A 25,578-nucleotide genomic window follows, 5' to 3' on the forward strand; every position below is an offset into this window, starting at 1 on the left:
CCCGCCCGACCCTCACGGTCGAGCGGGCGCCGTCACGTCGCGAGGCGTTGATGCGTTTGTCAGAGGGGGACGGCGATCTGGTCGTCGTCGTGGGCCTTGGGGGCGCGTTTCATCGTCATCGGCAGCACCCCGGCGACGAGACACAGGCCGGCCGTGAGCAGCCACGCGGACGCGTACGAGCCAGCTCCCGAGCGCAGCGCGCCCGAGACGCTCGCGCCGATTCCGGCGCCGATCATGTGCGACGCGTAGATCCAGCCGAAGACGACGCCCGACGCGTGCAGCCCGAAGTGACGGCGACACAGCTCGACGGTGGGTGGCACCGTGGCCGTCCAGTCGAGGCCGTAGAAGACGACGAACGCCCACATGGGCATGTCGACGCTCGGGCCGAACAGGCCGTTGATGAACACGAGCGAGATGCCGCGCGTGACGTAGTCGATCGCGAGAAGAATGCGCGGGTCGTAGCGGTCGGTCAGCCAGCCGGAGGCGACCGTGCCGACGATGTCGAAGATCCCGATGATGCCGATGAGGGTGGCGGCCGTCGTCGGCGCCATCGAGTGGTCGTGTGCGGCCGGCGCGAGGTGTGTGACGACGATGCCGTTCGTCGACCAGCCGCACACGAAGAACGTCAGCATGAGCACCCAGAAGGCCCAGTGTCGAGCGGCACTGCGCAAGGCCGTCAGGGCCATCGATGCGGAAGCGGGGCCCTCGTCCTCGACATCCTGCGCACTCGCGGCACCGATGGCGCCGACCCCGACGTCGGCGGGCCGGTCGCGCAGGAACAGCGCGCAGAGCACCGCCATGACGAGGGAACACACCCCGGCGACCAATGACGCTGTGCGCCAACCGGGCCCGGCCGCAATCATGGCAATGACCGGCACGAAGAGCACCTGACCGGCGGCCGTGGCCGCCGAGAAGACGCCGGTGACGGTGCCCCGATGCGTGACGAACCAGCGGTTCGCGATGATCGTGCCGAACGTCAGCGCCATCGAGCCCGTGCCGAGGCCGATGAAGACGCCCCACAGCAGCCACAGCTGCCACGGCTCACCGACGAGAGTGACGGCCGCGCTGGCCAACCCGACGATGACGAGCGACCACGTGACCGTGCGGCGCACGCCCCACGCCTGCATCAGGGCTGCGGTGAACGGGGCAGCGATGCCGTAGAGCACGAGGTTGAGGCTCGCGGCGCCCGACGTCACGTCGCGCGACCACCCCGTCGAGTGCTCGATCGGTTCCATGAGCACACCGGTCGTCGAACGGAAGGCCGACGCGGGGAGCAGCGCACCCGCCGTCACGCACGCGACTCCCCAGGCGGGATGGCGGCTGGCGGTACTCGCGGGCGGCTCCTCGTGCGGGTGGCGAGTCCTCGATGCTACGAACTCCTGACGAACCGACCTACCGCACTTCCACCCCTCGGTCCACGCCCAGCGCTGCGCCGCCGTGATGACGCTGCCCGCCTGTTCGGGTGGGCAGCAGGGCCGATGAGGTTTCTAGCGTGGAGTCATGACTTACCGTCACCTCTTCAGCTCGGAACACCGTCACACCTTCACCGCCTTCGGCGCCGGCGCCCTCACGGCGGCAGGTCTGGGCCTTGCCAAGAAGGTCACCGCGATCATGAAGACCGGCAAGGGGCATTCGGCCAAGCACCGCGCCCTCGACTTCGCGTCGGCGACCGCGCAGCCGAAGTACCCGCTCGACGCGATGAGTACCTACCTCAACGGTTTCCACTTCTACGCCGACGACATGGGCCGTCAGGTCGAGGCGACGCACTTCTGCACCCACCTGCGTCACGACCTGCATCAGTGCGTCATCTACGACAGCAACGCCGCGGACGCTCGCCTCATCGGCATCGAATACATCATCAGCGCAGAGAAATTCGCGACGCTGCCCGAGGACGAGAAGAAGCTGTGGCACAGCCACCACTACGAGGTGAAGTCGGGGATGCTCGTGGCGCCGGGCATTCCGGATCTCGCGGAGCGTTCCTACTTCGAAGATCTCGTCTCGACGTACGGCAAGACGTTCCACACGTGGCAGTACGACAAAGCCGACTTCCCGTTCGGCATCCCGCAACTCATGATGGGCTTCACCGACGACGGACAGGCCGACGAGAACGCCACGCGCGAACGCGACGAGCGCCTCGGCGTCTCCACGCCCGACAAGCGACGCGACCGCGCCGACATCCCGATGCCCGACGTCGACCCCGCCGCGAACTCGTGGCAGAGCGGACGCTCGGTGCAGACAACGCTCGAGGATGTCGACTTCACGCGCTGAGGAAGGCGGGACGTTGCCGATAAGGGCGGGTGCTTTGACTGCAGGCGCTCCTCGTCCCGCGGGAGCAGATGCTGTCGGTGCGAGCCGCTTAACGTCCCGTGTGTCGAACCCGCTCCCCTCGGCGGCTTGAGGTGAGCGTTCCCGAGTCACACAGGCTCGTCGCTCCAGGGCACCGCGTCGAGAATCGCGTTAGCTGCCTCCGGCGTCAGGACGGCCGACCAGACAACTTCACCCGGACCAGGCGCCAGGTCCGCTATCCCCGCAGGCTCCGGACCCCAGTCGTCCCCGGACACACCCGGGAGGGCCGACATCATGACCGCGAGCCTCTTCGGGTCGTAAACCTGTCTCGCAATGAAGGCAACGAATTGCTCTCCGCGATCCGCGCGGATCAGGACACCCATTGCGAAGGCATCGAAGTGTGCCATGACGATCTTCCCGCTGCGCAAGCTGCGCGCAGCGCACTGCATCATGACCGTCCGATAGGCGCGCTGCTCGGCTACGGCGCGCTCGGCAATGATTCTGCGTCGATCCCATTCCTGGGGCAGAAGCGAATCGGTGTTGATCCTGTCCTTCTTCGCTTCGCTCCAGACGCACCGGCACTCGGACTCGATTCTGGTGTAAAAGTCGCGACGCGCGCCGTCTTCCCGCCACCCAGCGGCCCCAAGCCACCACCGCGAGGATTCGTTCACGCTTCGCGTCCACCCAGCGGCATCATCGAGTCGTGCGTTCTCGTGTAGGTCCGCGTCGGTGAGGCGGGTGGCGACGCCGCGCCACCGCCCGCGCTTCACCTTGAACCAGACTCGGTCTTTGAGCACCCCGATGCGGGTGGCTCGGCCAGCAAGCATGCGGGCCGGAAGCGACTGTGCTTCCTCGACGAGCTCGTGGGCCAGCAGATGCAGGGGAGCGTCCAACTTCGGGATCTCGATCTCGAGCGAGTCGAGGCAACGTCGGGTGGGACGTACACCTGAATGATCATCAGCCTGCATAGCGAGAGACTAGCGAGTCCTCACATGTCAGTCGGGCAATCCACCCAGATCGTCGAGCTCCTGCGCAGAGAAGCCGCTGAGGGCCGAAACGGCGGCAGCGTCCGAACCGTTGATCTCGCGAAGAATGTTCTGCACGGAGGCGTTGATCTCGTCACGGTGGCGATCGATGTATTCCTGCACAGCAACCTCGACGACATCCTTCTTGGACGTCGAGAGGAAGTGCGCTGCGTGAGAGATGAGCGCGTCCGTCGAAGAGGACACCTTGATAGGCGCAACGGCAGGCATGAAGAGTGTCCTTTCGTGAGTTCTTGGTACCAAAGTACCATAGCGGTGAAGTTGCCTATCGCCCCGGCTCGGGGCGCGTAGGCAACGCGCCGTGTCGGGATGGGCTCGCCGCCTCTTCGCCTGACGCGTCTCGGAGCCGCTACACCGCAGCCGGGGACGAGGCGCGCTTTCGGACGATCCCCGGCACGTCGGCGCGCAGAAAACCTCGTCGCCTAACCCGGCCGCGCCCCCGTAGCGTGAGGGAGAGCGCTCAGGCGCTCCCAGACCCGCCCGTACCCGTCCTGCTGGAGGCGCGATGTCGACCTGGTGGCACGACCACAACGCCTACTGGCGCGCTCATCCCGACGAATCAACCGAGAATCCATGCTTTCCCGATCATCTGGTGAGCCTGCTCGATGCCGTGGAGGCCTGCTTCGTGGCAGCGGGCGGCTCCTCGGCTTGGCCGGACCCACACGCAGACCCCAGCTCGCCGGGCGGCTGCAGCGCTCCCACCGACGACGAGTACAGCCGCCTCACCCACCCCGAGCGCTACGTCATCCTCGAGGTTCGCGTGCGGGCCTGGATGGACGCCCTCGCCCAACTCGGTCTCGCTCACGTGGCACCACACGGAGCTGGACCACTGCCGACTCAGGGGCAGGCAACAACACCCTGTGCCTCCGCCGACGAGAGTCGCCCTCGCGCCGCGGATGCCGGCCTCGATGGACGCGATGGACTCGGCCAACACGACCATCTCGTCGAACCGAGCCCAGTGGGTGAGCGTGGCGAAGGTGGCCCGGCGTGGCCGAATTGTCCGCGACAACCGTCGGTGGTGTGGATGGCCATCCCGCACGAGAACGCGCCGACCCTACGCGTAGCGGCGTGGCCCCTGGACGAACTCGGCACTCAGGTCGAGGTGGGTTTGAGCGACCCGATCGTCATCATCGATCGTGTGCCCGATTGCCCCTGCGACGCATGCGATGACGGTTCGGCTGATCTCTTGGAAGGTCTCGACCGGACGTTGCTGTCGATCGTCGACGGCTCGATCGAGGTCGTCGCGACCGGAGGTGTCCGGCGCGAGCGCAGCGCATGGGACGGCTCATCGGGAAGCGACTGGCTCGGTCAGGGTGACTACGCCGTCCGAGGAGCCTCATGGTTTCCCGGTCGTGAACCCCTGCCGCTCATCACGCCGATGACGTGATGACGTTCGGGCGACGCCCAGGCCCCGCTGTGGCTGACCCTGACGACAACCCGACGCGGCGGTCGCCCAGTTCCGGTCAGGCTTGCGGCGTCGATTCTGCGGCTTCGTATCGCTCCGGCTGTTCGAGGCACAGGCAGAAGGGATGCCCGTCCGGGTCGGCGTACACACGAAAATCGGCGTGGGCACTCTCGTCCTCGAGGAACGTCGCACCCAGGCTGAGCGCATGCGCGTGCGCCGCCTCGTATTCAGGCACGTGGAAATCCACGTGCGCCTGCTGCGGCACGGTGTTGGCCGGCCAGGTCGGAGCCACGTAGTCGGGCGACAACTGAAACGAGAGTCGCTGACCGGTGGGGTACTGCGTCTCGACCCAGTCGTCGCTGCGGTACGTGACGCGCCCGCCTGCGAGGTTGCAGTAGAACGCGGCGAGACGCTCAGGGTCAGGCGTGTCGATGGCGACGGAATGCAGAACGATGCTCGGTGAAGTCATGAGCCCATCATGGGCCCACGTCTGCAGCTCTGTGGGCTCATTCGGGCGGGGCTGCGGCCTCGGCCTTGATCTGCTCGAACTCGCGACCCATCGCCTCGCTCAGGGCGTGTGCATCCCGACGTTGACGACGTTTCCGCTCTCGTCGCGGTAGAAGAACCGGGTGACGCCCCATGGCTCGTCGGTGAGCGGATGAACGATGTCGAACCCGGCCTCCTGCGCGCGCCGATACGCCTCGTGCACATCGTCGACGAAGACGGAGACGCCCGGATTCATCGCGGCCGATGCGTCCTGCGTCATGACACTGAGTTGGTGGCCGTCGGCGTCGCCGAGGGTGACGATCCACCCGTGATCCATGAGCACGTCGAGGCCGAGAACGGCGCGGTGGTGGGCCACCCCGGCGTCGAGGTCGGTCACGACCAGATTGGGAACAACACGTTCGACTCTCACCCGCGTCAGCCAACACCCTCACCCGACGGTGAGCAAGGCTTCAACCGGAACCGGTCGGCCCTCGTTCGGTGGTTCGGCCGGGCCCTTGAGCCCGCGGTGGGCGATGCAGCGCGCCAGGCAGCTTCCGCGTCAGGCCGTCGCGTCGCGGTACGAACTCGGCTCTGCCCCAACGTCTGGCGAAACTCGCGTGTCAGATGGGCCTGATCGAGGAGACCGAGTCGATGATCGCGGGGTCGGTGACGACGCGGCGAACTCGTGTCGGCAACTGCGTGGGAAACAGCGTTCCGGTGGAGGACTGCGTCTCGACCCAGTCGTCGCTGCGGTACGTGACGCGCCCGCCTGCGCGACTGCGGTATCCGTCAGGTCGAGGTATCGACGCTCCGGATCGGTGCCCTTCATGCCGATGGGGAAGAGCGTGCTGAACACGCCGCCCGCGTAGTCGTTGCGGATGCTTCCCATGTAGGCCTTGGCCTCACTCGCATCTGCGAAGACGCCCAGGATGTTGTCGTGGGCCGACTCGGAATGCCAGACAACATGCACCTCGGTGATCGGTGCTGACTGTTCGGCCATCGTGCAACCTCCGTGCGTGGAAAAGCCAGGAACTTGAACATAGCCCGATTTCTCCCTGGCTCGGGTTGCCGTGGAGGTGTCGCCCACTGTCCTTTATGCGATACACCCGCGGTCACCCGAGATAATCCGTTGCCAAGGCAACGTCAACTAGCGGTGCGGTTCACCCGCGAAGACAGATGCTCTCAGGCTCTCAGGGGCGCGGCACGCCGAGGCCGATCGCAGCACACGTCATGTCTCATGACGCGGCCATCCCGATGAAGGACGATCAGCGAAAAGCCAGGCTGCGCCCTTACTCCCCGCCGACGCTGCGCAGGTAGCGCCCGAAGTGGGGCACGGTGAAGGCGATGCGGCCACGCTCGCCCGAGTACACGAGGCCCTTCTTCATGAGCGAGTCGCGCGCCGGGGAGAGCGACTGCGGCTTGCGCCCGAGCACCTCGGCCACCTTCGACGTCGGCACCGACTCGATGTCGTCGAGCCCGGGCGTCTCCCCCGTCTCGTCGGCTGCAGCGGTCTCCGCGATCGCCGTCGCCGCGTCGGCCATGGCGCGCAGGTACTCACGCTCGCCCGGCGTCGCACGCTCGTAGCGCGAGCCGAAGAACCCGACGGCCAGCTCCGCCTCGGCCTCCGGCATAGCCACCTTGACGTCGTCCACCGTGATCGGCGACGCGGGCGCCAGGTCCCACACCCCCGCGCCGTATGCCTGGATGAAGTACGGGTAGCCGCCCGTCGCGGCGTACATGGCCTCGAGTGCCTCGTCGGTGAACTCGGCGTCCTCCTCCTGCGCCGGGCCCTGCAGCGCGCGGAAGGCCGCCTCCTTCGGCAGCCGGTCGATACGCGCGTACCGGAACAGCCGCTCGCTGTACGACTTCGACGCCGACAACACCGCCGGCAGATGCGGCAGCCCCGCCCCCACGACGATGACGGGCAACGAGGCCTGACTCATCTCGTGGCACGCCGCGCACAGCGCCGAGACGTCCTCCGGGTCGAGATCCTGCATCTCGTCGATGAAGATGGCGACGCCCTTGCCGACGTCCGCCGCGAGGCCGCCGACGTCGGTGAGCAGTTCGACGAGGTCGATCTCGATGTCACCCGAGTCGGCACGCCCCGTGACAGCCGGGGCGTCGATGCCCGGGTTCCAGCGGTCGCGCAGCTTCGCCTTCGGGTCGACGTCGCGCTGCGCGAAGCTCTTGATGACGCCGAGCACGTGATCGACGTCGTCGTCCTGCGGGTGCCCGAGTTCGCGAACCGCAGTGTGCAGCGCACTCGCGAGCGGCCGGCGCAGCCGCTGATCGGGGCGAGCTTCGAACTTGCCGGTGCCCCAGTGCGCCCGCACCGCACCCGATCGCAGCGTGTTGAGCAGCACCGTCTTGCCCACACCGCGCAGCCCGATGAGCACGATCGAGCGCTCCGGACGCCCCTTGGCGATGCGCGCGACGACGACGTCGAACGTGCTGATCTGCTCCTCACGCCCGGCGAGCTCGGGCGGACGCTGACCGGCGCCGGGCGCGTACGGGTTACGAATCGGATCCATGCTCACCACCGTATTGCGCGCTCTAGGCGAAGATTGAGATTTCCGCGGCGTGGCGGCAACCACTCGTCTGCTCGGCTCCGATCCTCCGGCTGTCGACCATTGCCGAAGCGACTACTCAGGCGCGGTCTTCATCGCCGGCAGCGCGCTGTAGGCGGCACGGATGTGCGTCTCGATGCGCTGCGCGGCGTCCTCGCCGTCACCTGCTTCGAGTGCGGCGAAGATGCCCTCGTGCTGCTCGCAGAGCATGCCGCGGAAATCGGCGTACTCCCCACTGCTCAAACCTTGTTCGGCGACGAGGATCGGGGCGCGCAGCGACTCGCGCACCGCGATCGTCAGGTCCGTGACGAGGGTGTTGTCGGCCGCCCGCGCGATGGCGACGTGGAAGTCGGTGTCCAGTCGGTTGAACCTTTCGACACCAACGGCCTCCCCGCGCATCTCTGCGAGCAACGTCCGCATCGTCTCCAGCGCCTCGGGCGTCACGGACGCCGCGGCCAGCGTCGCGCTCGAACGCTCCAACGCCACACGCAACTCGACGACCTCGCGCAACCGTCCGCCCGCGAGCGCCACGTGCAGGCGCAACAACCGGGTCAGTGCGCGCGTTCGCGCCCGGATGATGCGCGTTCCGCCGGTGGCCCCGGCTCCCACGGACGACTCGACGACGCCCTGCGCCTCCAGCGCACGGATGGCCTCACGGACCGCACCTCGCGAGACACCGAGCTCCGCGGCGAGCTCACGCTCGGCGGCGAGGGTGTCGCCGATGTCGAGCGACCCGTCGAGGATGCGCTCCTCGATGTGCGCCCGAACGATGTCGAACGCCTTCGGCTTGTTCGGCATGGGCCACCCTTCTCGATGTTCGCCACATCCTAGGGCGACTCACCGAGCACCTCCGTCGTCGAGGCACTCCGCGACCGCGAGCACAGGCCGCCCATCGACACACTCGAAATGGTCAAACCATTGACGTAGATCACATTCGCCTCTACATTCGTCAAAAGGTCTGACTAACAAGTGCAGGCCCCTCTCGCCTGCGTGGCGCCTCCTGAAACGGCTGAACTCCCATGAGCTACACCCCTGACCTCGCGCCCCTCGGGTCGCTGTGGGGCTCCGCGCTCGTCGCGACGTTGCCCCTGCTCACCGTCTTCCTCACGCTCGGCGTGCTGCGCTGGAAGGCCTACCAGGCGGGCCTCGCCGGCCTGGCCGTCGCGCTCGTCGTCGCCATCGCCGCGTACGGGATGCCCGCGAAGCTCGCCTTCCTCTCCGCGAGCCAGGGCGCCGTCTACGGCCTCTTCCCCATCGTCTGGATCGTCTTCGCGGCGATCATGCTCTACCAGGTCACCGTCATCAGCGGCCGGTTCAAGGATCTGGCGGCCGTCTTCGACATCCTCAGCGATGACCCGCGCATCCAAGCCATGCTCATCGCCTTCTGCTTCGGCGGCCTGCTCGAGGCCCTCGCCGGGTTCGGCGCTCCGGTCGCCATCACCGGCGTCATGCTCGTGGCCGCAGGCTTCTCCGCGCTGCGCGCCGCGACGGTCGTCCTCGTCGCCAACACGGCGCCCGTCGCGTTCGGCGCCATCGCCATCCCGATCATCACCGCGGGTGACCTGACGAAGATCCCCTACCAGGAGATCGGCGCCTACGTCGGGCACCAGACGCCGGTCATCGCCGTCTTCGTGCCGCTGTTCCTCCTCATCCTCGCCGACGGCCGCCGCGGCGTCAGGGACGCGTGGCCCATCGCTCTCGTCACGGGCATCGCGTTCGCGGTTGCCCAGTGGATCTGCGCGTCGTACGTCTCGGTCGAACTCACCGACATCGCCGCCTCGCTCGTCGGCCTCGCCGCCGCCGTCGCGTTCCTTCGCGTGTGGAAGCCCAAGGGCACCGCGGAGGCCACGGCTCGCCTCACTGCCGAGCGCGAGGAGGAGCGCGCGAAGCTCCCCGCCGACGCGCAGACCGTCGAGGCTCCCAACGCGGAGCCGGTCGGGCGCATGACCGCCGGCCGACTCTTCATGGCGCTCTTCCCCTACCTGCTCGTCATCGCGGTCTTCTCCGCGGCGAAGCTCGTGAAGCCGCTCAGCGACTTCCTCGCGAGCACCGACCTCAAGATCCACTGGCCCGGCCTCGACGGCCACATCCTCACCGCGGCAGGCAAGGTCTCCGGCACGACGATCTACAAGTTTCAGTGGCTCTCAAGCCCGGGCACACTGCTCATCCTGACGATGATCGTCGTCGCGATCGTCTACCGCGTCGGACCGGGCAAGGTGGTCAAGGAGATGGGCAAAACGCTGCACCAGCTGCGCTTCTCGGCCCTGACGATCGCCGCCGTGCTCGCCCTGGCCTACGTCATGAACCAGTCGGGCCAGACGATCACCATCGGCTCGTGGGCCGCCGGCACCGGCGCGGCGTTCGCCTTCCTCTCGCCGATCCTCGGCTGGCTCGGCACAGCCGTAACGGGCTCCGACACGAGCGCCAACGCCCTCTTCGCAACGCTCCAGCAGACCGCCGCGCAGAAGGCCGGCATCGACCCGACGCTCCTCGTCGCCGCGAACACGACGGGCGGCGTCGTCGGCAAGCTCGTCTCCCCGCAGAACCTCACGATCGCGGCCACTGCGGTGGGCCTCGTCGGCCATGAGTCGGCCATCCTCCGTAAGGTGATCTGGTGGAGCCTCGGCATGCTCGCGGCGCTGTGTCTCATCGTCGGCCTACAATCGACCCCGGTGCTTTCCTGGATGCTCCCGTGACCTCCCACCAAGGAGACGTGATGACCACGAACGACCTACCCGGCGCGGGCAAACGCGTCGCCCTCTTCGCCACCTGCGTCAACGACGTGATGTTCCCCGAGACGCCGAAGGCCGTCGTCCGGCTGCTCGAACGGCTCGGATGCGAGGTGGACTTCCCTCCGGCGCAGACGTGCTGTGGGCAGATGTTCACCAACACCGGCTACTTCGACGAGGCGATGCCGAGCATCCGCACCTACCTCGACGCGTTCGAGCCCTACGACTACATCGTGGCGCCGTCGGGTTCGTGCGTGGGCAGCATTCGCGACCAGCACCCGATGCTGGCGCAGCGCTACGGTGACGCCGAGCTCGCAGCGCGCGTCGCGGCCACGTCGGCCAAGACGTACGACCTCACCGAACTCATCGTCGACGTCCTCGGCGTCACGGACGTCGGCGCGTACTTCCCGCACCGCGTCACCTACCACCCCACGTGCCACTCGCTGCGCATCACGAAGGTGGGGGATCGCCCGTACGAGTTGCTGCGCAACGTGAAGGGCATCGAACTCGTCACGCTGCCCGACGCCGACCGCTGCTGCGGGTTCGGTGGAACGTTCAGCGTGAAGAACCCGGATGTGTCGACGGCGATGACGGCCGACAAGGCCCGCCATGTCGCCGACACCGATGCCGAGTACGTCGTCATGGGCGACAACTCGTGCCTCATGAACGTGCAGGGAATGCTGTCCCGTCAGCGATCACAGGTGCGAGGAATCCACCTCGCCGAACTGCTCGCGCACAGCGAGGAAGACTTCGCCGCCGCCGAACCCGACGTGGAAGGAGCCCTGTCATGACCCGCCTGACGCCCGCGCCGCCCGCCGGCGAACTCATCGACTCACCCCCGTTCCCCAAGGCCGCGCCGGTGCAGCTCGCAAATCCGGTGCAGCGCAAGAACCTCCATCACGCCATGACGACGATCCGCACCAAGCGCGCGAACGTCGTCGCGGAGAAGGCCGACTGGGAGGCGATGCGCGTCGCCGGCGCGCAGATCAAGGACCGCACGCTGCGTCACCTCGACGAGTACCTCGTGCAGCTCGAGGAGTCGTTGCAGCGCAACGGTGTCCACGTCCACTGGGCGACGGACGCGGACGACGCGAACCGCATCGTCCGCGAGATCGTCGACGAGCGACTCGCGCGCGAGGACGCCGTCGCCGCGCCCCGTGAGGTCGTCAAGGTCAAGTCGATGGCCACGCAGGAGATCGAACTCAACGAGGCCCTCGAGGACGCCGGCATCGCGGCGTGGGAGACGGACCTCGCCGAGCTCATCGTGCAACTGGGCCACGATCGCCCGACGCACTTCCTCGTACCCGCCATCCACCGCAACCGCGCCGAGGTACGCGAGATCTTCCTCGAGGAGATGGGCCGCTACGGCAAGGGCGCTCCCGCGGATCTCGACACCGAACCAGTGCATCTCGCAGGGGCGGCACGCGCGCACCTGCGCGAGAAGTTTTTGCGCGCGAAGGTGGCGGTGAGTGGAGCCAACTTCGCCGTCGCTGAGACGGGGACGCTCGCCGTCGTCGAGTCGGAGGGCAACGGGCGCATGTGCCTGACGCTCGCCGACACCCTCGTCTCGATCGTCGGCATCGAGAAGATCCTGCCGACGTTCGCCGACCTCGAGGTGTTTCTCCAGCTCCTGCCGCGCAGTTCGACGGCGGAGCGGATGAACCCGTACACGTCGCTGTGGAGCGGCCCCGCCGAGGGCGACGGCCCGCAGGAGATGCACGTCGTCCTCCTCGACAACGGGCGCACCGACGTCCTCGCCGACGAGGTCGGCCGCGACGCGCTGCGCTGCATCCGCTGCTCGGCGTGCCTCAACGTCTGCCCCGTGTACGAGAAGGTCGGCGGCAACGCGTACGGCTCGGTCTACCCCGGCCCCATCGGTGCCGTCCTGACGCCGGCGCTGCGTGGCACCTCGTCCCCGATCGACCGGTCGCTACCGTTCGCCTCGAGCCTGTGCGGCGCGTGCAACGACGTGTGCCCCGTCAAGATCCCGCTCGCGGAACTGCTCGTGCACCAGCGCAACCGCGTCGTCGAGGCGAAGAAGAAGGACACGATGCCGCACGCCGAGGCCGCCATGATGGCGAGTGCGTCGTGGATGATGGCCGACCACCGTCGCTGGTCGGTGGCGACGAAGTCGTCCGGGCTCGCGGGGCGGGTGCTCGGGCGGCGCATGGAGTCGTTCGGGCCCCTGCCTCCGCCGCTGTCGCGGTGGACGAACGCGCGTGACGTGAAGATGATGCCGACCGAGTCGTTCCGCGACTGGTGGGCCCGCGAACGAGGGGGCAAGCGATGAGCAGCCGTGACGTCGTGTTGGCTCGGGTGCGCGAGGCGCTCTCCGACGTCTCGGGCGCGGCCGACGAGGCTCCGGTCGAGTGGACCTACGGAGCCCCGACGGCGATGGACGAGCCGGTGCTCGACCGCTTCGTCGAGCGCGTCGAGGACTACCGCGCCGTCGTCGAGCGCTGCGGGGCCGACGAGGTTCCGGCGCGCGTTGCTGCGGCGCTCGCCCACTACGGCGCGACGTCGCTCGTCCGCCCGCCCGGGCTCGACGACGCGTGGCTGACGCAACTCGACGGCGTCGAGGTGATCGAGGATTCTGCTCTCACACCGCTGCAACTCAACGAGATCGACGCTGTGGTCACCGCGTGCGCGGTGGGCGTCGCGGAGACGGGCACCATCGTGCTCGACCACGCCGACGACCAGGGCCGGCGTGCGCTGTCCCTGGTGCCGGACATCCACGTCTGCGTCGTTGCCGCGGATCAGGTGGTCTCCGACGTGCCCGAGGCGATCACGCGCCTGGGAGACGCAGCGACGTCACGTCGCCCGATGACGTTCATCTCCGGCCCGAGCGCGACGAGCGACATCGAGCTCTCCCGTGTCGAAGGCGTGCACGGCCCGAGGACACTGCACGTCATCGTCACGGAGTAGCTGATTCTGTAGACGTTGCGCGTCACATAGCGCGCGCAACGTCTACAGAATCAGCGCAACCGGGTGACTTCGAACTCGCTCGCGGGGTGCGCGATGGCCTCCTGCGCCTCGATGAGGAGGATCTCGCCCGAGCCTGCGGCGTGCGTGCGCTCCATGACGTCGTAGATCGACGACGCCGTGGCCGCGAGTGCCTCGGCCGGCGTGGACGTCATGTAGCGCGCGAGGAAGATGGCGGCCGTCGCGTCGCCGGAGCCCGAGACGTACATGGGCAGCAGCGGCGTCGTGACGATCCAGGCACCCTCGGCGTCGACGACGGCCATCTGGACGGAGTCGGCCGGCGTCTCGTCGGTCTGCACCGACGTCACGAGGACGACCTGCGGCCCCTTGGCACGCAACGCGTCGGCGGCGGCGAGCAGGTCGGCGACGCTCGAGACGCTCTGACCGACGAGGAACTCGAGCTCGAACTGATTGGGCGTCAGGATGTCTGCGGCCGGCACGACGACGTCGCGCATGAACTCCGGGATGCCCTCGCGCACGTAGAAGCCCCGGCCGACGTCACCCATGACGGGGTCGGCGCAGTAGAGGGCCTTCGGGTTGGCGGCCTTGACGCGGGCAACGGCGTCGAGGATGACCTCACCGACCTTCTCGCCACCCTGGTAGCCCGAGAGCACCGCGTCGCAGCGGTCGAGGACGCCGCGCTCCTCGATGCCGGTGATGACGTCGCGCACCGTTTCCGGTTCGAACACCGGGCCGCGCCACTCGCCGTATCCCGTGTGGTTGGAGAAGTGCACCGTGTACACCGGCCACACCTCGTGCCCGAGTCGCTGCAGCGGGAAGACTGCGGACGAGTTTCCGGCATGGCCGTAGGCCACCGACGACTGGATCGACAGGATGTTCACGTCCGCCACCCTAAATCGGAAGCCGTTCGTCGACGACGCGCCACGGGGCTCAGGCAGTAATCAGCCACGACCGGAAGGTGCCACCTTCAAACCAGCACCACAAACTACGAGACGACAGGAGGGCCGCGCCCCGGGCCACCTTGGTCATCAACAGCTGGCGATCCCCCGGACGAGCGCAAAGCCGCAGTGGCCACCCAGAGGCGGGTCGCGCGTGAGAACCGGAACTACACGTTGCCACGAACTTTTACGCGCACTGCTTCGCAGAGCCCTCTCTCACGAACCGACGAAACAAACTGAACGCAGAGGTCACAGGCCGAAGAATCCGAACCGCGCCCCTCTTGATTCGCGCAGCAAACTTCTCACTTTCCATCTCTTCTTTACGCTGCGCATAGTAGATTGGAATTTTTACCTTGATCGCCTCAGTGCACCGCTCTTCTGCGGGCCGATAAATTGACTTGGTAAATAGGTCGCCCACCCAGAGCGCTGCCACCAGACATACCGGTCCAACAAACACACCCCACTGCGGGAGCGCACTTTCGACCTCGGAAGCGAAGACCAAGGTGGCCCCCAGCAGTAGCACCATCCAAACAGCCGATCGCTCAGAACGCTCCTCGAACTTGACTTTCACATCTTCAGGTATCCATGCGAGCCTATCTGGTTTTGCACCCCTCCCTCGGGAAAACATTGTTCCTTTGGGAATTGCTTGATCAACCATCTCCGGCGCAATCTTTTTCGACACCCTCGGTCAGGCCCAGATCTCAGCCACATCCAATTGACTCCGCATAGCAGTCGCCACCATGACTATGAACGCACCCAAGACTCCCACGACTCGCCATCCCTTCACGTTTTCTGAGCCCACTTCCTCAACGCAACCAAGGTATCTGAAGAAGTCCACTTAGTTGGCAAGAAGTTTGCCTCGCACGAAGAAGACCTCCACCATCGCTCCCAGGGCGTTAATTCTGCGCAGCGGTCGCCCCTGCCGATGACGGCGCGAACATGGCATGGTGGAGGCATGAACACGGTTAACCCCAAGGACATCGCTGACGACGCCGTCGTTCTCGACGTGCGCGAGCAGGACGAGTACGACGCCGGTCACGCGCCGCGCGCCATCCACATCCCCCTCGGTGACCTGCCGAACCGCCTGAACGAGCTGCCCGAGGTGGACGGCGACCTCCCGGTCGTGTGCCGCAGTGGCGCGCGCAGCGGCCGCGCCGTCGAGTGGCTCACCGGCCAGGGCCGCGCCGTCGCCAATGTCGAGGGCGGCATGAAGCAGTGGAACGCCGAAGGCAAGACGATCGTCTCCGATTCCGGGGACGCCAGCATCATCTGAGCCCTGACGAACCCGAAGGGGCGGCAACCTGACGAAGGTTGCCGCCCCTTCGCGTCTCTCGGACGGTTGGGCAGATCGCCCGACGTCCACGGAACGCACAGGCCGACCCGTCATACTTGCCCGTATGGCAGGCAAAGCAAAGCTCTGGCGCGATCGCGTCATTCTCGTCGCGGTCGTGTGGGCCATCTGGGCACTCATCACGACGTTCGTCGTGCAGCCCTTCCGCATCCCTTCAGCGTCGATGGAGAACACCCTGCAGATCGGCGACCGCATTGTCGTCAACAAGATCACGCCGCGTTTTGGCGAGGTCAAGCGGGGAGACGTCGTCGTCTTCAAGGACCCGGGCGACTGGACGCAGCCCGTGCCGAGCGGAAACGCCGTGTTCGGCGCCATCCGCAAGGTCGCCGAGGTGACGCACCTGTCGGCGAGCGGCTCGCACCTCGTCAAGCGTGTCGTCGGCGTCGGTGGGGACAAGGTCTCGTGCGAGGGCCTGGGCAACAAGCTCAAGGTCAACGGTGCCGAAGTCGACGAGCCCTACCTGAAGTCCGGCGTGCAGCCGTGCGCCGAGAAGTTCTCCATCACGGTGCCCGACAACAAGGTCTGGGTCATGGGCGACAACCGCAGCGACTCCGCCGACAGCCGGTTCCACGACGACGGCACCGGCAAGCTCGGCAGTGTGCCGCTCTCCGACATCACCGGAAAGGGACTCGCGGTCGTCTGGCCGATCGGCAACGTCTCCGGTGGCCACAACGCGGAAGAGGCCTTCGCCAAGGTGCCTGCCGCCAAGTGAGCCCCGAGCGATGCCCCCTGTGCCGAAGGCGCGGGGTGCATCGTCAACCCTGCGGCCCCGAAACTCCGGCTCCACCCGCACACGACGAACGCCGCCGCTCGGCATCGAGCGGCGGCGTTGTCGAAGGTCTGTCAGTAGCCGGGCGCGGCCGGCAGGTCGAAGAGCTCCTCGAGCGTCTTGATGTCGCGGCGCTCGTGGAGGAAGCGAGCGACGTCGTCACCGACGTAGCGCAGGTGCCACGGCTCGGCGCGGTAACCCGTCGTCTTCTCCTGGCCCTCCTGGTAGCGCACGACGAAGCCGAACTCGTGCGCGTGAGCGGCCACCCACTTGCCCGTGGGGGTGTCCTTGAACGACTCCTCCAGCTCGTGCACGGCGTCGGCGCCGCGCACGTCGATCGTGAGGCCGAGCTGGTGCTCGCTGTGGCCCGCGCGCGCCGAGTACGTGTCGGCGGCCTTGCGGCCGTCGCGACGTTCGTAGCTCGCGTAGAGGCTTTCCTGGTGCTCGAACGAGCGGTAACCGCTGACGGCCTCGAGGGTGATCTTGTCCTTCTTGGCCGCCTTGATCATGCGCGTGATCGGCTGCTCCAGCCGCTCGTCGACGACGACGGCCCCCGTGACGGCGAGCTTCTCCGGCTTGTCCTCGTGGGTGAGGGCCACGTGCTTGTTGACGATGCGCAACTCCGACGTGCGCAGTGCCTCGACCCGAGTGTCGACGTCGATCGCGCGGCGCGTGTCGGCCACCTCGACGACGACGCGCGACCGTGCGTTCTTCGCCACCGCGAGGCCGAGCACGGCGACGTTCTTCTCAGCCGTCCGGCTACGGCGCTCGGAGCCCTGCGAAGCTGTCAGCACCTCGCCCGAGTGCATCCGGGCGACGACGGCGACGCGATCCGGCGTCACGGGGAGGACGACGACGCGTGGTTCGTTCTCGTCGCTTCGTGCGGCCTGTGCCGTTCCGGCACCCAGCATCGCCAGAGTCAGGGCAGCACCGGATCCTGCGATCGCCTCGCGGCGAGTCAGGTCACTCATGGTGGCTTCTTTCGTTGTCGGCCCCTTCGCGGCCTCAACGGTATCGAGCCCCGAAGGCCGGTGTCACCTTGTCGTGCTGTGAAATCGTGTGATTCGGGTTATTTCAACAGCTTGCTCATGCGCCGGTCGGCGAGCGGTTTGCCGCCCGTCTGGCACGTCGCGCAGTACTGCAGCGAGCGGTCGGCGAACGACACCTCGCGGACGACGTCGCCGCACACCGGGCACGCCTCCCCTGTCCGGCCGTGCACCCGCATGCCGGCGCGCTTGGCGTCCTTAAGTTCCTTCGCAGGCTTGCCCGAGGCCGCCGCGACGGCGTCGGTGAGCGTTGTGCGCAGCGCCTCGTAGAGGGTGTGGACCTGCTCGGGCGTGAGCGCCGTCGTCATGGCGAACGGCGACAGCTTGGCGACGTGGAGCACCTCGTCGGAGTAGGCGTTGCCGACGCCGGCGATCTCCGACTGGTCACGCAACAGCCCCTTGATCTGCATGCGTCGTTCGGCGACGAGGGCCGCGAACGCCTCCTCGGTGAACTCCTCGGACAGCGGGTCGATGCCGAGCTTCGCGACGCCGGGCACCTCCTGGACATCGCGCACGAGGTAGACGGCCAGGCGCTTCTGCGTGCCCGCCTCGGTGAGGTCGAAACCGGCCCCGTCGTCGAGGCGCACGCGAACGGCGATGGGCGACTTCCCGGGGCGCAGCGTCGTCGTCGGGAGGTTGTCCGACCAGCGCAGCCACCCCGCTCGCGAGAGGTGGAAGACGAAGTGCAGGCCCGACGCCTCGATGTCGACGAACTTGCCGTGGCGGTGCACGGCGTCGACGACGAGCCCCTCGAACGCCTGCGGCGGAGGGTCGAACGTCTTGAGCACCGCGAACGAGGCCAGTTCGACGCCGACGACGGCGCGTCCGACGAGTCGTTCGGTGAGGAATCCGACGAGGCCGCTCACCTCGGGCAGTTCAGGCATGACCGAGCACCTTCGAGACGTGTCCGTGCAGGACGAATCCGTTGGGACCTTCGAACCACGGCACACCCGGCACGCGGCCGACGACGTCGTCCATCTGGAGCGGGTGACCGTGGCTGAGCACCTGCTGCGCCACCGTCAGCTGCCGGATCGCGACGCCCGCGACGTGATCGGGGTAGCTCAGCGCGAACTGCTCGTAGATCGACGGGTCGTGCTGGCCGTCGTCGCCGACGAGCAGCCATTCGATGTGCGGGAACTCGGCGGCCAGGCGCCGCAGCCAGCGCCGCTTGTGCGCCTGCCCCGAGCGGAACCAGGACGTCTCCGTCGGGCCCCAGTCGGTGAGCAGCAGTGTGCCGCGCGGGAATCCGTGCCGGCGCAGGAAGCGGGTGAGCACCGGCTGCGTGTTCCAGGCGCCGGTGGAGAGGTAGAAGACGGGCGCGTCCTCGTGCTGCGCGAGGACCGAGCGGTAGAACGCGGCCATGCCCGGCACCTCACGGCGCACGGTCTCGCGGACGACGAACGTGTTCCACGCGGCGATGAGCGGGCGCGGAAGCGCCGTGATGAGGGCCGTGTCGTCGATGTCGCTCACGATGCCGAAGCGCACGTGCCCGCCGATGATCTGCACCGGAGCCACCGCGGTGACGCCGTCGCACTCGACGTGCGCGTCGTGCCATCCGTGACGCAGGCCGTGCCCGGTGACCTCGACCTCGAAGTAGCCGCCGCGATCGGTGAGGCCCGTCGCCGTGGCGTCCCCGAGCGTCACCGTGACCTCGCGTTCGGTCTCCGGCACGGAGAAGAACGCCTTGAAGCCGCGCCGAACGAGGGAGTCGTCGCTCGCCGTCGGCACCGACGGCTGCCCGTCCTTGCCGAGCACGACCCGACCGAGGACGCGCGCGATGCCGTCCTCGGGGATGCGTCGCTTCGGGCCGGACGAGGCGCGCCAGCGCGACGTCGACGGCTTCGGGGTGCGCTCCAACGGGTCGCGACCTTCGAGCGCGGGATCGACCGAGCCGTACCCGACGTAGGGAAAGACGCGCGTCGACCAGTCACGCCGCGAGAGAACGGACGCGGCGGAGCTGTTGAGCTTGTCCTCGACCCGTGAGGCGAAGTGGGGGCGCGCCATGGGCCCACTGTAGAACGCCGGTCCAACGACCCCCTCCACGACACGATGGGCCCAACGCGACGCGCAGGCGAACGGAAGGGGACCTACGTCCCAACGATGCCCCCGACCCCTTACGGGAAGCGCCTCGAAGGCGGACAATAGTCACATGGGAAAGAAGTTCAAGACGCAGGACGAGACCTGGCAGCACAACTACCCGTACGACGTGAAGATGACACGCACGGAGTACGAGTACCTCAAGCGCCAGATGCAGATCGAGCTGCTCAAGATGCAGGCCTGGGTCAAGGAATCGGGCGAGAAGGTCGTCCTCATCTTCGAGGGGCGTGACGCCGCCGGAAAGGGTGGGTCGATCAAGCGGTTCAACGAGCACCTCAACCCCCGTGGTGCACGCACCGTCGCGCTCAACAAGCCCACCGAGGAAGAACTCGGTCAGTGGTACTTCCAGCGCTACGTCTCCCACCTGCCCACCAAGGGCGAGATCGTCTTCTTCGACCGCTCCTGGTACAACCGCGCCGGCGTCGAGCGCGTCATGGGCTACTGCACCGACGAACAGTACGACGAGTTCATGCGCACCGCGCCCGAGTTCGAGCGCATGCTCGTCGGCTCCGGCATCCACCTGCGCAAGCTGTGGTTCTCCGTCGGCAAGGCCGAGCAGCTCACGCGCTTCGAGAAGCGCCGCACCGACCCGGTGCGCCAGTGGAAGCTGTCGCCCACCGACCTCGCCTCCCTCGACAAGTGGGACGCCTACACCGAGGCGAAGGAGGCCATGTTCGAGCACACCGACACCGAGTGGGCTCCGTGGACCGTCATCAAGAGCAACGACAAGAAGCGCGCCCGTGTCGAGGTGATGCGCTACGTGCTCGACTCGCTCGACTACCCGGGCAAGAACACGGACTTCATCCACGAGCCCGACCCGCTCATCGTCGGTTCGGCCAAGCAGATCCTCGACGAGGGTGAGGGCGGCTTCCAGCACGGCTACCCCGACCGGTCGAACGGCGGCAAGAAGCCGAAGCCCGGTATGGCGCCGAAGTCGAAGTCGGCCAAGGCCGCGCGTGAGAAGGCGGAGAAGGCTGTCCGCGAGGCTGCCGTGAGCGCCGAGAAGGCGGCCAAGGCGACGGCGGCTGCCGACAAGGCTGCGGACGACGAGGCGTCGTCCCAGGGCGACAAGAGCTGACGCTCGCTGCCACAGAAACGCGGATCGGCCGCGGGCTACGTGCCCGCGGCCGATCCGCGTCGTGGTGCTGTGATGCGTGACGGTGTCAGCGCCGTCCGTTGCTGTTGCGCTGTGCTGTGAGGCCACGGTCGAGGATGTCGAGGGCCGCGTCGAGGGTTTCCAGCTCGTCCTCGGTGAACCCCTCGAGCAGCGGGACGACGACCTCCGCACGCGCTGCGCGCGCTTCCATGAGCACCTCGCGGCCCGCCTCCGTCATCGACACGAGCGTGGCGCGCGCGTCACGCGTGTCGGCGGTGCGCGAGACGAGGCCGAGTGCCTCGAGGCGCTGCACCTGCGTCGTCATCGTCGGCTGTGAGGAGTTGTCCGCAACGGCCAAATCACCGATGCGGGACGGGCCGAGATCGTTCATCAGGGAGAGCAGACGCAGCTGGGCCGCCGGCGCAGGCAGTTGGGCGCGGCGAGTGGCCCACCGGTTGAGTCGGGCCACGATGAGGAGGAGATGGTCGCCACGCGAACTGGTCATGCCGTCCATGATAGTTCGCACGCGAACGCCACCGCAGGGCTCTTCGAGAGTCCGATGGTGGCGTTCGCGTGGAGGGTCAGCTGCGCAGTTCGCGCTTGAGGATCTTGCCGGTGGCGCCCTTCGGCAGCGCGTCGATGAACGTGACGGTGCGCGGGTACTTGTAGGCGGCGACGCGGGCCTTCGCGAATTCCTTGACGTCGTCCTCGGAGAGCGACGAGCCCGGCGTGCGCACGACGAAGGCAGCGATCTCCTCGCCGTAGTGCTCGTCGGGCACACCGACGACCGCAACCTCGGCGATCTCCTCGTTCTCGTAGAGCGCTTCCTCGACCTCGCGCGGGTACACGTTGTACCCGCCGCGGATGATCATGTCCTTGGCGCGGTCGACGATGAAGAAGTAGCCGTCCTCGTCCTGGTGGGCGAGGTCGCCACTGAAGAACCAGCCGTCGCGGATGGCCTCGGCCGTGGCGTCGGGGCGGTTCCAGTAGCCCTTCATGAGCAGGTGGCCGCGAATGGCGATCTCGCCGACCTCACCCTGGGCAACGGGCTTGCCGTCGCTGTCCGCGACGATCATCTCGACGCCTTCGATCGGCGTACCGATCGAACCGGGCTTGCGCTCTGCGTTCGGGTGGTTGAACGACGCCACGGGCGAGGTCTCGCTGAGGCCGTAGCCCTCGAGGATCGTCGCCTCGAAGCGCTGCTCGAACTTCTTGAGCACCTCGACGGGCATCGCCGAACCGCCCGAAGCGCAGGTGCGCAGCGACGACATGTCGTAGTCGTCACGGTTCGCGGCCGCGGCGAGCATCGCCTGATACATCGTGGGCACGCCCTGGAAGATCGTCACCTTGTCGTGGCCGACGACGTCGAGCGCCTTGTTCGGGTCGAAGCGCGGGATGAGCGTGAGCGTGGCGCCCGTGGCGACGGAGGTGTTGAGGCCGCACGTGAGGCCGAAGACGTGGAACAGCGGCAGGCAGCCCATGATGACGTCGTCGGAGGTGATCGCCATGAGCGTGCGAGCCGAGACCTCCTGGTTGATGTCGAGCGAGCGGTGCGTGAGCTCGGCGCCCTTCGGGCGGCCGGTCGTGCCGGAGGTGTAGAGGATGACGGCGGTGTCGTCGTCGGCGCGGTCCACGACGTCCGGCGTCGGCTCGAGCGCACCGAGGACGCCCTGGAGCTGATCGGCACCGACCTCGACGTACTCGACGTTCTTGTTGGCCGCGCCCTTGGCCGATTCGCCGCCCATGCCGAAGACGAGCTTCACGCCCGCGTCCTCGAGGTAGTACTCGACCTCGCGCGCCATGAACAGCGGGTTCATCGGCACGAGGACGGCACCGGAACGCCACACGCCGTAGGCGATGACGGGGAAGGCGGGGACGTTCGCCAGGCTCAGCGCGACGCGGTCACCGGGCTCGATGCCGTGGTCGCGCAGGAAGGTGACGACGCGCTGCGTGGCGTCGTCGAACTGCTGCCAGGTGAGGGTGAAGTCGTCGAGCTTGATGGCGGCCCCGTCGGGCAGCTTCTGCGCCGTACGCACGAGGTTGTCAGCGAGGTTCGTCATGGACGTGAGCCTAGTCACTTCGCGCCGTATTGAGCAATGATCAATAGAGGTTCGTACCGTCTGTTCGCGGAGCGAAACGGGTCAGAGCCAGGACACGTGTGGCTTGAGCAGCGCGTACCCGACGAACGAGACGATGTCGAGGATCGTGTGGGCCACGACGAGCGGCATGACACGGCGCGTGCGGGTGTAGAGCCACCCGAAGATCAGGCCCATGACGACGTTGCCGACGAACCCGCCGATGCCTTGATAGAGGTGATACCCACCGCGGATGAGCGCACTGACCACGATGACCTTCGTGCGCCCCCACCCCGCCTGCGACCACCGCGTGAAGAGGTAGCCCACCATGACGACCTCTTCGAGCAGCGCGTTCTGCACAGCCGCGAGGACGAGGACGGGCACGACCCACCAGTGATCGGAGAGGCCCGACGCGACGACCGTCGTGTTGAGGCCCGCAGCACGGGCGCCGAGGTACAGCGCGAGGCCGGGCAAACCGATGACGGCGGCGAGCAGCGCGCCGAGTACCGCGTCGGGGCCTTTGCGCGTGCCGTCGAGGCCGATGAAGCCCAGCGGGTTGCGCATCGAACGCCCGAGGAGGTGGGCGGCGAGCGCCGCCGGCACGAGGGCGAGCGCAATGCCGACGAACTGGCTGATGGCGTCGAGCCACTCGAGCGACGAGCGGGACGCGTTGAGCGTGGAGGTTTTCGTGCTGAGCGACGTGCCGGCGGCGCGGGCCTCGAGCGCCTTGCGCAGCAGCGAGATGGCCGACCAGACGGCGCTCGCGCCGAGGCTCACGAGGAGCACGAGCCAGGTCTCGGTGAGCACCTGACGTCGGGTGAGCGCCGCACGGGGACGCAACGGTGGAACGGCCAGCACGGACCCGGGCCAACGAACGCCCCGGCCCTTCGTCTGTGCGAGCGAGTCGGGGGTCGTCACAGCAGCACTCTCGAGATCGCTTTCGAGAGTGCCATCGGGGCGCGCGGGGTCAGCGTCCGTCGGACTCATCGCTCGCGGTGCGGCTCGTGTCGTCGGGAAGCTCGTCACCGTCGACGTCGGGGCCGACGCCCTCGTCGAAGTCGACGTCGCCGTCCTCGTCGAGCTGGTGGACGGGCGCTTCGTCGTACGGGTCGTTGTCGAAGTCGTCGCTCATGGCGTCATCCTTGCAGGCGCCCCCGACAGGGCGGGCCGGTGAGTGGTCAGACGGTGTCGAGGCGGCGGAACGGCTGCGCCTTCTCGACCTGCAGCGCGAGACGCAGCAGGGTGTTCTCGCCACCGCCTCGCCCGGACACCATGACGCCCACGGGAAGGCCGTCGGCCGTCGCGCCGAGCGGGAGGCTGATGGCGGGGGCGCCCGTCGCGTTGTGCAGCGGGGTGAAGCAGCAGTACTTGAGTACGCGCTCCATGTGCGTCTCGAAGTCGAGGTCACCCGCCAGGTGTCCGATCTCCGGCGTGATGTGCCCGAGCACCGGCGACAGGACGACGTCCGGGCCCTTGGCCATCTGTCGGTCGTAAACCTTGCTGCTCGCCTGCAGGCGCGAGAGGAAGACGGGTGCGTGCGCGAGGCGACGCTTGCCGCGGCGTGCAAGCCCCAGCGTGAACGGGTCGAGCTTGCTCGCGTCGAAATCCTTGTGGAACAGGCGCTTTCCGCCCGCTGCCGTGTTGTACGCGAGGAAGGCCCAGTAGTCGAGGAAGTCCTCCTGGAAGCTCGCCGGGATGTTCGGCTCCCACTCCTCGACGTGGTGACCGAGCTCGCCGAGCAGCTTCGCGGCGCCCTCGACGGCAGCGCGCGTGTCGGCGTCCGACGGCGGCGCGAAAGGGCTGTCGACCATGACGCCCACGTGCAGCGGAGCCTCCAGCTCGGGGTTCGCGCTGACGCCGATGGCGGGCAGCTTGCGGTTGCGGCGCACCCGCTCGGCCTCCTCGAAGAAGGTCACCGTGTCGCGCACTGTGCGGGTGAGAACCGAGTCGGCGACGATCTTGACCGGCATGGACGCCGCGCTTTCGCCGAGCACGAGGCGTCGTCGCGTCGGCTTGAGACCGACGAGGCCACAGGCCGCGGCAGGAATGCGGATGGAGCCACCACCGTCGTTGCCGTGCGCGATCGGCAGGGCACCCGACGCGACGAGGGCCGCGGCGCCACCGGACGAACCGCCCGAGGAGCGGCTCGTGTCCCACGGGTTGCGGGTGACGTCGTCGCCCGGACGCTCCGTCGTCGCCGTCCAGCCGAAGGGGGGCATCGTCGTGGTGCCGATCGGCACGAGGCCGGTGGCGAGCATCTGTGTGGCGATCTTGCCGCTGCGGCGGTTGCTCACGCGCGGCATGGCCTGTGAGCCCTGCGTCATGGGCACACCCGCAACAACGATGTTGTCCTTGAACGCGCTCGGCACGCCGCGCAGACCGGCGCCGTGCTTGTCGTGAACGCCGCCGCTCAGGCCGGAGTCGATGCGGCCGGCGCGCTGACGGGCCCGCTTCGCGTCGAGGAACTCGAGGGCGTTGAGGACGCCGTCGACCTTTTCGACACGTGCCAACGCGGCTTCGACAGCTTCGCTCGCGCTCACCTCGCCGGCCGCGATGGCGGCGGCCAGCCCCGTGGCGTCGTGCGTCCCGAGCGCGTCGTCACCGAACGCGTGCACGCGCTTCGCCGTCGTCTTGCTCGTGTCTGCCTGCGTCGTCATCGTCGTCCCCTTGCACAGAGTCGGCTGGTGGTCGCGGTAGCCCGAGTGGGCCGCCCAAGAACCCCAGTCTCGCGCGTCGAGGCGCCTCGG

General features: G+C 67.7%; 25 protein-coding genes. 9 read left to right on the forward strand and 16 right to left on the reverse strand.

The genetic code is table 11. The features are described 5' to 3' along the window. Window positions 1-59 precede the first annotated feature (59 nt). Window positions 60-1,292, reverse strand: coding sequence for an MFS transporter (locus tag AA983_RS03625; RefSeq protein ID WP_047310767.1), 1,233 nt, complete (start codon window positions 1,290-1,292; stop codon window positions 60-62). 208 nt (window positions 1,293-1,500) lie between these two features. Between AA983_RS03625 and AA983_RS03630 the strand changes: the two genes are divergently transcribed. Beyond that, the gene (locus AA983_RS03630; protein ID WP_047310768.1) at window positions 1,501-2,268 is read left to right on the forward strand and encodes an OBAP family protein; all 768 of its coding nucleotides are present in this window, start codon (window positions 1,501-1,503) and stop codon (window positions 2,266-2,268) included. Window positions 2,269-2,414: 146 nt separating this feature from the next. Here AA983_RS03630 and AA983_RS03635 read toward each other — a convergent pair whose 3' ends face one another. Both AA983_RS03635 and AA983_RS03640 read right to left on the reverse strand, forming a co-directional pair. After that, window positions 2,415-3,254 (reverse strand): hypothetical protein, encoded by an 840-nt coding sequence (locus tag AA983_RS03635; protein WP_047310769.1) that lies wholly within the window; start codon window positions 3,252-3,254, stop codon window positions 2,415-2,417. A gap of 27 nt (window positions 3,255-3,281) precedes the next feature. After that, complete coding sequence (locus AA983_RS03640; protein ID WP_047310770.1) at window positions 3,282-3,539, reverse strand: hypothetical protein; 258 nt, start codon at window positions 3,537-3,539, stop codon at window positions 3,282-3,284. A gap of 382 nt (window positions 3,540-3,921) precedes the next feature. Here AA983_RS03640 and AA983_RS15395 point away from each other — a divergent pair, with 382 nt between their 5' ends. Further along, entirely contained in the window at window positions 3,922-4,716 is a 795-nt protein-coding gene (locus AA983_RS15395; protein ID WP_156170143.1) for a DUF6226 family protein, read from the forward strand. Between the two features lie 76 nt (window positions 4,717-4,792). Here AA983_RS15395 and AA983_RS03655 read toward each other — a convergent pair whose 3' ends face one another. From AA983_RS03655 to AA983_RS03670, 4 genes are all read right to left on the reverse strand, one after another. Then, a complete protein-coding gene (locus AA983_RS03655; RefSeq protein WP_047310773.1) occupies window positions 4,793-5,203 on the reverse strand; it encodes a VOC family protein in 411 nt (136 codons plus the stop codon). A 99-nt stretch (window positions 5,204-5,302) separates the two neighbouring features. Beyond that, entirely contained in the window at window positions 5,303-5,617 is a 315-nt protein-coding gene (locus tag AA983_RS03660) for a VOC family protein (RefSeq protein WP_231579510.1), read from the reverse strand. Window positions 5,618-6,509: 892 nt separating this feature from the next. Beyond that, window positions 6,510-7,751: an ATP-binding protein gene (locus AA983_RS03665; RefSeq protein WP_047310775.1), complete on the reverse strand. Its 1,242-nt coding sequence runs from the start codon at window positions 7,749-7,751 to the stop codon at window positions 6,510-6,512. Window positions 7,752-7,862: 111 nt separating this feature from the next. Further along, window positions 7,863-8,585: a FadR/GntR family transcriptional regulator gene (locus AA983_RS03670; protein WP_047310776.1), complete on the reverse strand. Its 723-nt coding sequence runs from the start codon at window positions 8,583-8,585 to the stop codon at window positions 7,863-7,865. 221 nt (window positions 8,586-8,806) lie between these two features. Between AA983_RS03670 and AA983_RS03675 the strand changes: the two genes are divergently transcribed. Genes AA983_RS03675 through AA983_RS03690 form a run of 4 tightly spaced genes read left to right on the forward strand, consistent with a single transcriptional unit; the run spans window position 8,807 to window position 13,441 of the window. Beyond that, window positions 8,807-10,483 (forward strand): L-lactate permease, encoded by a 1,677-nt coding sequence (locus AA983_RS03675; protein ID WP_047310777.1) that lies wholly within the window; start codon window positions 8,807-8,809, stop codon window positions 10,481-10,483. A 20-nt stretch (window positions 10,484-10,503) separates the two neighbouring features. After that, window positions 10,504-11,307 carry a (Fe-S)-binding protein gene (locus AA983_RS03680; protein ID WP_047310778.1) on the forward strand — a complete coding sequence of 268 codons (804 nt, stop codon included), beginning with the start codon at window positions 10,504-10,506 and terminating at the stop codon, window positions 11,305-11,307. Continuing rightward, complete coding sequence (locus AA983_RS03685; protein ID WP_047310779.1) at window positions 11,304-12,806, forward strand: LutB/LldF family L-lactate oxidation iron-sulfur protein; 1,503 nt, start codon at window positions 11,304-11,306, stop codon at window positions 12,804-12,806. The genes AA983_RS03680 and AA983_RS03685 overlap by 4 nt, the downstream gene beginning before the upstream one ends. Further along, window positions 12,803-13,441 carry an LUD domain-containing protein gene (locus AA983_RS03690; protein ID WP_047310780.1) on the forward strand — a complete coding sequence of 213 codons (639 nt, stop codon included), beginning with the start codon at window positions 12,803-12,805 and terminating at the stop codon, window positions 13,439-13,441. The genes AA983_RS03685 and AA983_RS03690 overlap by 4 nt, the downstream gene beginning before the upstream one ends. 50 nt (window positions 13,442-13,491) lie before the next feature. On the opposite strand, the gene pdxY is transcribed toward AA983_RS03690, so the two are convergent. After that, window positions 13,492-14,340, reverse strand: coding sequence for a pyridoxal kinase PdxY (pdxY, locus tag AA983_RS03695; RefSeq protein ID WP_047311190.1), 849 nt, complete (start codon window positions 14,338-14,340; stop codon window positions 13,492-13,494). Between the two features lie 1,012 nt (window positions 14,341-15,352). On the opposite strand from pdxY, the gene AA983_RS03705 reads away from it, so the two are divergent. Together AA983_RS03705 and lepB are read left to right on the forward strand one after the other, a co-directional pair. Further along, entirely contained in the window at window positions 15,353-15,670 is a 318-nt protein-coding gene (locus tag AA983_RS03705) for a rhodanese-like domain-containing protein (protein ID WP_047310782.1), read from the forward strand. A gap of 124 nt (window positions 15,671-15,794) precedes the next feature. Beyond that, complete coding sequence (gene lepB, locus AA983_RS03710; RefSeq protein ID WP_047310783.1) at window positions 15,795-16,460, forward strand: signal peptidase I; 666 nt, start codon at window positions 15,795-15,797, stop codon at window positions 16,458-16,460. 131 nt (window positions 16,461-16,591) lie between these two features. Here the strand turns inward: lepB and AA983_RS14610 are convergent, their stop codons facing one another. From AA983_RS14610 to AA983_RS03725, 3 genes are all read right to left on the reverse strand, one after another. Continuing rightward, a complete protein-coding gene (locus AA983_RS14610) occupies window positions 16,592-17,488 on the reverse strand; it encodes a M15 family metallopeptidase (RefSeq protein WP_052946828.1) in 897 nt (298 codons plus the stop codon). A gap of 98 nt (window positions 17,489-17,586) precedes the next feature. Further along, window positions 17,587-18,447 carry an Fpg/Nei family DNA glycosylase gene (locus tag AA983_RS03720; protein WP_047310784.1) on the reverse strand — a complete coding sequence of 287 codons (861 nt, stop codon included), beginning with the start codon at window positions 18,445-18,447 and terminating at the stop codon, window positions 17,587-17,589. Next, on the reverse strand, window positions 18,440-19,567 hold the full coding sequence (locus AA983_RS03725; RefSeq protein ID WP_047310785.1) for an App1 family protein: 1,128 nt from the start codon (window positions 19,565-19,567) through the stop codon (window positions 18,440-18,442). The genes AA983_RS03720 and AA983_RS03725 overlap by 8 nt, the downstream gene beginning before the upstream one ends. A 145-nt stretch (window positions 19,568-19,712) precedes the next feature. Here AA983_RS03725 and ppk2 point away from each other — a divergent pair, with 145 nt between their 5' ends. Beyond that, window positions 19,713-20,738 carry a polyphosphate kinase 2 gene (ppk2, locus tag AA983_RS03730; protein ID WP_047310786.1) on the forward strand — a complete coding sequence of 342 codons (1,026 nt, stop codon included), beginning with the start codon at window positions 19,713-19,715 and terminating at the stop codon, window positions 20,736-20,738. Between the two features lie 85 nt (window positions 20,739-20,823). Here ppk2 and AA983_RS03735 read toward each other — a convergent pair whose 3' ends face one another. The 5 genes from AA983_RS03735 to AA983_RS03750 form a co-directional block, all read right to left on the reverse strand. Further along, window positions 20,824-21,261 (reverse strand): MarR family winged helix-turn-helix transcriptional regulator, encoded by a 438-nt coding sequence (locus tag AA983_RS03735; protein ID WP_052946913.1) that lies wholly within the window; start codon window positions 21,259-21,261, stop codon window positions 20,824-20,826. A gap of 76 nt (window positions 21,262-21,337) precedes the next feature. After that, window positions 21,338-22,816: a long-chain fatty acid--CoA ligase gene (locus AA983_RS03740; RefSeq protein ID WP_047310788.1), complete on the reverse strand. Its 1,479-nt coding sequence runs from the start codon at window positions 22,814-22,816 to the stop codon at window positions 21,338-21,340. Between the two features lie 81 nt (window positions 22,817-22,897). Further along, a complete protein-coding gene (locus tag AA983_RS03745) occupies window positions 22,898-23,749 on the reverse strand; it encodes a CPBP family intramembrane glutamic endopeptidase (RefSeq protein WP_319803894.1) in 852 nt (283 codons plus the stop codon). Window positions 23,750-23,798: 49 nt separating this feature from the next. Next, complete coding sequence (locus AA983_RS15400; protein WP_156170145.1) at window positions 23,799-23,963, reverse strand: hypothetical protein; 165 nt, start codon at window positions 23,961-23,963, stop codon at window positions 23,799-23,801. A gap of 46 nt (window positions 23,964-24,009) precedes the next feature. Then, window positions 24,010-25,488 carry an amidase gene (locus tag AA983_RS03750; RefSeq protein WP_047310789.1) on the reverse strand — a complete coding sequence of 493 codons (1,479 nt, stop codon included), beginning with the start codon at window positions 25,486-25,488 and terminating at the stop codon, window positions 24,010-24,012. Between the last annotated feature and the right edge of the window lie 90 nt (window positions 25,489-25,578).

Source organism: Dermacoccus sp. PE3, assembly GCF_001021715.1.
Classification (GTDB): domain Bacteria; phylum Actinomycetota; class Actinomycetes; order Actinomycetales; family Dermatophilaceae; genus Dermacoccus; species Dermacoccus abyssi.

Coding starts and splice junctions, on each gene's coding strand:
- AA983_RS03630 (WP_047310768.1), top strand. CDS start 1,501: ATGACTTACCGTCACCTCTTCAGCTCGGAACACCGTCACACCTTCACC.
- AA983_RS03635 (WP_047310769.1), bottom strand. CDS start 3,254: ATGCAGGCTGATGATCATTCAGGTGTACGTCCCACCCGACGTTGCCTC.
- AA983_RS03640 (WP_047310770.1), bottom strand. CDS start 3,539: ATGCCTGCCGTTGCGCCTATCAAGGTGTCCTCTTCGACGGACGCGCTC.
- AA983_RS03655 (WP_047310773.1), bottom strand. CDS start 5,203: ATGACTTCACCGAGCATCGTTCTGCATTCCGTCGCCATCGACACGCCT.
- AA983_RS03665 (WP_047310775.1), bottom strand. CDS start 7,751: ATGGATCCGATTCGTAACCCGTACGCGCCCGGCGCCGGTCAGCGTCCG.
- AA983_RS03670 (WP_047310776.1), bottom strand. CDS start 8,585: ATGCCGAACAAGCCGAAGGCGTTCGACATCGTTCGGGCGCACATCGAG.
- AA983_RS03675 (WP_047310777.1), top strand. CDS start 8,807: ATGAGCTACACCCCTGACCTCGCGCCCCTCGGGTCGCTGTGGGGCTCC.
- AA983_RS03680 (WP_047310778.1), top strand. CDS start 10,504: ATGACCACGAACGACCTACCCGGCGCGGGCAAACGCGTCGCCCTCTTC.
- AA983_RS03685 (WP_047310779.1), top strand. CDS start 11,304: ATGACCCGCCTGACGCCCGCGCCGCCCGCCGGCGAACTCATCGACTCA.
- AA983_RS03690 (WP_047310780.1), top strand. CDS start 12,803: ATGAGCAGCCGTGACGTCGTGTTGGCTCGGGTGCGCGAGGCGCTCTCC.
- AA983_RS03705 (WP_047310782.1), top strand. CDS start 15,353: ATGAACACGGTTAACCCCAAGGACATCGCTGACGACGCCGTCGTTCTC.
- lepB (WP_047310783.1), top strand. CDS start 15,795: ATGGCAGGCAAAGCAAAGCTCTGGCGCGATCGCGTCATTCTCGTCGCG.
- AA983_RS14610 (WP_052946828.1), bottom strand. CDS start 17,488: ATGAGTGACCTGACTCGCCGCGAGGCGATCGCAGGATCCGGTGCTGCC.
- AA983_RS03720 (WP_047310784.1), bottom strand. CDS start 18,447: ATGCCTGAACTGCCCGAGGTGAGCGGCCTCGTCGGATTCCTCACCGAA.
- AA983_RS03725 (WP_047310785.1), bottom strand. CDS start 19,567: ATGGCGCGCCCCCACTTCGCCTCACGGGTCGAGGACAAGCTCAACAGC.
- ppk2 (WP_047310786.1), top strand. CDS start 19,713: ATGGGAAAGAAGTTCAAGACGCAGGACGAGACCTGGCAGCACAACTAC.
- AA983_RS03735 (WP_052946913.1), bottom strand. CDS start 21,261: ATGACCAGTTCGCGTGGCGACCATCTCCTCCTCATCGTGGCCCGACTC.
- AA983_RS03740 (WP_047310788.1), bottom strand. CDS start 22,816: ATGACGAACCTCGCTGACAACCTCGTGCGTACGGCGCAGAAGCTGCCC.
- AA983_RS15400 (WP_156170145.1), bottom strand. CDS start 23,963: ATGAGCGACGACTTCGACAACGACCCGTACGACGAAGCGCCCGTCCAC.
- AA983_RS03750 (WP_047310789.1), bottom strand. CDS start 25,488: ATGACGACGCAGGCAGACACGAGCAAGACGACGGCGAAGCGCGTGCAC.